The 4523-nt window shown below is 47.1% G+C and carries 5 protein-coding genes; 2 read left to right on the top strand and 3 right to left on the bottom strand.

The features are described 5' to 3' along the window. Nucleotides 1-416: 416 nt before the first annotated feature. Nucleotides 417-1151: a bifunctional 2-polyprenyl-6-hydroxyphenol methylase/3-demethylubiquinol 3-O-methyltransferase UbiG gene (ubiG, locus tag Q0991_RS17040; RefSeq protein WP_299490488.1), complete on the top strand. Its 735-nt coding sequence runs from the start codon at nucleotides 417-419 to the stop codon at nucleotides 1149-1151. Between the two features lie 164 nt (nucleotides 1152-1315). Here ubiG and Q0991_RS17045 read toward each other — a convergent pair whose 3' ends face one another. After that, nucleotides 1316-1813, bottom strand: a complete 498-nt coding sequence (locus Q0991_RS17045; RefSeq protein WP_299490491.1) for a DUF4112 domain-containing protein — start codon at nucleotides 1811-1813, stop codon at nucleotides 1316-1318. Nucleotides 1814-1973: 160 nt separating this feature from the next. Between Q0991_RS17045 and Q0991_RS17050 the strand changes: the two genes are divergently transcribed. Beyond that, nucleotides 1974-2450 (top strand): hypothetical protein, encoded by a 477-nt coding sequence (locus tag Q0991_RS17050; RefSeq protein ID WP_299490492.1) that lies wholly within the window; start codon nucleotides 1974-1976, stop codon nucleotides 2448-2450. A 72-nt stretch (nucleotides 2451-2522) separates the two neighbouring features. Here Q0991_RS17050 and Q0991_RS17055 read toward each other — a convergent pair whose 3' ends face one another. Together Q0991_RS17055 and Q0991_RS17060 are read right to left on the bottom strand one after the other, a co-directional pair. Next, a complete protein-coding gene (locus Q0991_RS17055) occupies nucleotides 2523-3398 on the bottom strand; it encodes an alpha/beta hydrolase (protein ID WP_299490494.1) in 876 nt (291 codons plus the stop codon). Between the two features lie 51 nt (nucleotides 3399-3449). Next, entirely contained in the window at nucleotides 3450-4376 is a 927-nt protein-coding gene (locus Q0991_RS17060; protein ID WP_299490496.1) for a lactate dehydrogenase, read from the bottom strand. Nucleotides 4377-4523 lie beyond the last annotated feature (147 nt).

A 4523-nucleotide genomic window follows, 5' to 3' on the forward strand; every position in this document is an offset into this window, starting at 1 on the left:
GATTCTGGACTTCTTGAAGCTGACATCACTCATCAGAAAAATAGACACTGAGAATAGTCTATTTTTTATCTGACTAAAGTGATAAAAGAGGGATAGGCTGCAAACGCAACTAGAAGAAGACGGTGAACGGTTTATCAATAATCAAGATAAAGTCCGTTACGATACCGCCAGCCAAACCCTATTCTGCAGCAAAATTTTTAAATGGTACAAAGCTGATTTCCTCAAGGTTGCTGATTCAATTCCCGCCTATATCAATCGCTATTATCGACCTGCCCAGCTCTCTACTTTCACGGACGTGGTTTACTTGCCCTATAGCTGGCAGTTAAATCAAAGTGGATCTCCATCAATTCAGCTGACCCAAGCAGTTTGATGGGCGCTAGATCGAGAACATGATAAAGACCTGAACCCCAGTCAGTATGGAGCGCAACAACCTCGCCTTTTACGACCAACAGGCTAGCCAATGGTGGAATGAGACGGCAACCATCTTTCCTTTGAGTAAGCTGAATCCCCTGCGGTTTCAGTATTTTGATCGTTTTATCCCCAATTGGCGGGGACTTAAGGTTTTGGATGTGGGCTGCGGGGGAGGATATACCTGTGAATTTTTGGCCCAACGGGGGGCAAGAGTGACCGGAATTGATCCGTCAGCCGCCTGCATTGAAGTGGCAACAGACCATGCAGAGGAGATGGGGTTGACTATTAACTACCACGTTGGCGTGGGGGAAATCCTGCCATTTGCATGCGATCTCTTTGACGTTGTCGTTTGTGTGGATGTCTTGGAACATGTTCAGAGCGTTGCTGCCACAGTCACGGAAATTGGTAGGGTCATACAGCCAGGAGGGCTATTTTGCTTTGATACGATTAACCGCACTTGGCAATCTCGCTGGCTGATGATTTGGCTGTTGGAGGATGTGCTGCGGCAAATTCCCCGGGGTATCCATAACTGGCATCAGTTTGTCCCCCCTAAAGAACTGCATCAACTGCTCACCCAAGCCGAGTTTTCTCAAGTTACCCTCCAGGGATTTGATCTATTTGGCCGAACGCCCCTAGCCCAGATCACCCACTTGATCCACTATCTGAGGACAGGTGAGTTTCAGATTCAATTTGATAACCACACCGGAGTCATGTATATCGGCACGGCGCGAATGAGCTAGAGATATCCAGTGAATGGGCAGATGCTGGCTAGAATATTCTGGTAATGGTAATAGCGCCAGAATAATGGTGTTTTTAGGGAGGGGATGCTCGGTAGGGTGTTCTGCGATCGCACCTTAGCAATACCCAATCTTCGAAGTTCCACCTACAGACCACAGACCGTTGTCTAAAACTGAAAAATGGTTTTGATCAACCACAACGTCAAGAACACACACCCTAAAACGATAAGAACAGTCAGCAGGGTAATCCCAACGACAAAGAGAGGATTTCCTTTCTTGGGGGGCGATGACACAGTTAGGTGCTGATCCACTAAAGCCATATTTCGAGTATTGGCTTTCCAAGTAAAGTCGAGGAGATCCCCTAGCCCCGGCACAATGCCAACCAAGGAATCGAGCAGGATATTGACCACCATTTGCCAAACTACACCCTTAGGGATTCCCATCTGAGCCGCCTGGTAGATGATATAGGCGCCAACCGCACCGCCAACGACATCACCACTCCCTCCCACAATACCCAGAAGGCCCAAGATAGGGTCAAGACCAAAGCAAAGTTTGGTACCCGGGATAGAGATGGCGTTGTCTAACAAGAAGGCTAGACGATGAAGCCGCTGGACCTTATCTGCTATCGGTTGTGATGGGGTCTTCAGGGATTTAGAGTCTGTCATACTACTTCACCAGGCTTTATCAGCTTCTGCATCAATGGACTGGCTGATCAATGCTGTGGGGTTCAGTGCCATATTCCTGCCTTAAGACCTCTTTTTTCCCTAATTTATACTTTTTACTAGTAAAATAGTACATATATACTATTAAAGGAGTTGAATCGGTATGGTGCAATATACCCTGAAAGAAGACCCCGAAGCAGTTATCAAGATTCCCGGGAAGGATTCCAAAAAGGCTCGCGAGAAAGCCATGAACCAACTGATGGATTTGATGGATAGTGGAAAACTCAAAACCTCCCTCAATCAAGGCTTTAGCCCCAATGACTTTATTGAAGTGCAGGCAACGGTTCCAACTAAGCCGTCTCCTCAAGAAGATGAAGTTGCCCAAGCAGTGCAAATCTTGAATCTTCTGGCCTCTCTCAAATTGAAAATGCAGGAGTTGCAGCAAGAAGCGTTGGAAACACGGGCAATTGTCGATTTACTGTTTTCCGATTCCCCTATTTCAGAGGAAGACGTATTGCAGTTAAAAGAAGGGTTTAAGGTGCTGAAAAAATTTGCTCAAGCCAATATTCAATATCACCAAACCCGATTGCAAGCTCAATCGGCAAAGGCCACTTTAGATCGTGCCTTGCAATCAAAGTAAAAGCTAGACGAACCGCCACCGAGTCTTTCTCTCCAATCACCTCTTCCATATTGGCAAGGTAACTGGTAGTTGTTAACGAGACACTGAACCAGCCATAAGTGTTTCAGTAATCGTCTCGAATTGATTCATGATCAGAGATATATGCCCTTCCTGCGGATAAGTGATCAGTTGAGTGGAAGTTAGACTCTCTGCAACTTGTTTGATCAGGTCTATCGGAACGTTTCTGTCTTGCTCACCGTGAAACCAGGTCAAGGGCATTTGAATTTCTTCCAAATTAAAGTCCCACTCACGAGTATAGAGTTGGATATCATGAGCTGCCCCTTTCGTGCCTTGACGAAGTGTTTCCGTCTTTGTTTTGCGGATAGACTCCATACAACCCGGTTGCGCAAGAACCGTATAGTCTGCTGGGGGTAGTTGGTTCTTGAATCTAGCTAACACTTTTTCTGGATCACCTTTGAGTGACTGTGCCAATAAGGATTGCCAAAGTTGGTAGAGTATCGGCACTCTCTTCATAAAGAAGAACATCATACGGCTCATTGGGGAAAGATCTTCAGCGAGATCCATCCGCCATGCCCCAGAGACAATTACAGCTGAATACAGTCTTTCAGGCATCTTGGCGGCACAGGCTGCGACATATCCACTACCGCCAGACATACCCAGGACCGAAAATTTATCTAAATCGAGGGCATTGGCAAGACACTTTATATCGTTGACCCAGTTGGAGAATCCTCGGTGCGGTTGAAAATCAGATTGTCCAAGCCCAGGACGATCGGGGGCAATCAGCCTTATCCCAGCTTGCTGAATGTTTTCATTTCCTAATCCCAATGGCTCTAAGCGACAGGAGGGAGAACCATGAAAATAGAAAACGGGATACCCCTGAGGATCACCATATTCAGCGTAGGCTAACTGCCGCTGATCCGGTAGGGTGAGAAAATTGGTACTTTCCATGGTCGTTTCTCTCCAATAGGCGTTCTGGATGGAGGCCGTTCAATCTTCTGCTCAAGGTTGGTAGCACCTTTGGATTTGCTGTTTAACGTGATGGGCGCACTTTTGAAAAGCCAGGATTTCTTCGGCATTTAGTTGGGTTTTTATCCGACGATGCACCCCTTCTCGGCCCACGATACAAGGAACACTAAGGCAGCAATCGGAAACATCACAATACCCATCAATCAAAACACTAACAGGTAGGGTATGTCGCAAATCCTCGACGATGCTGGACACAATCATTTCCACGGCCAACGCTACGGTGTAGTTGGTATAGCCTTTGGCTTGGAAGATGGTCCATGCTGATCGCTTGGCGTCTTCGACCATCTGTTGGCGTAATGGGTTGGCATCAATTAATTCGCCTCCAATCATGGCCGAACTGAGGGCGGCAAACTGGCTGTCTCCATGCTCTCCCAGAATATAGGCGTTGATATCAGAAGAATGGATGCCCAACTGGGCGGATAACAGGTCCCGAAACCGGGCCGAGTCTATCAAAGTGCCAGTACCAATGACGCGTTGCCAAGGGTTGTGATGGGTATGCTGCCTGATAATTTGCAGAATCTCGTAGGTTAGGGCGTCAACGGGGTTGCTGATATTGATAAAGATGGCATTCGGACTGTGTTGGAGAAGAGGCGGGATTAAGGTGTTCATGATCTGAATGTTCTTTGCCAGCAAGGCACTGCGGGCCTGCATCTGTTTGGGCATAGGAGCACTGGCAGCAATGACGATAATGTCCGACCCAGCGGTGTCTTCCAGATCGCCATCCCGAACCATTAGCCGATAGGGGGTCAGTGCGACAGCTTGCTGAATATCAATGGCCTCGGCATGGGCGATATTCCTAGTGCGGTTATAGAGAACTAACTCAGAGGCTAACCCTTCTTTCGCCAGGACAAAGCTGATGGTTGAACCTACTTTGCCGATGCCGATTACAGAAATTTTCATACTACGACGCTGGGATGGAAATGGATTTTATATCTGCTTGAGTCGTTAACCAGGGCTGTTTTAAATTACCTATAGAAAAATTAGGATGACTCAACCTCGTAATGGAAGAAGTAATGAGCACCCTAATTGACGTCTTCAAGCAAGTCC

The organism is Acaryochloris sp. IP29b_bin.137 (genome assembly GCF_028285745.1).
In the GTDB taxonomy this organism is placed as follows: domain Bacteria; phylum Cyanobacteriota; class Cyanobacteriia; order Thermosynechococcales; family Thermosynechococcaceae; genus Acaryochloris.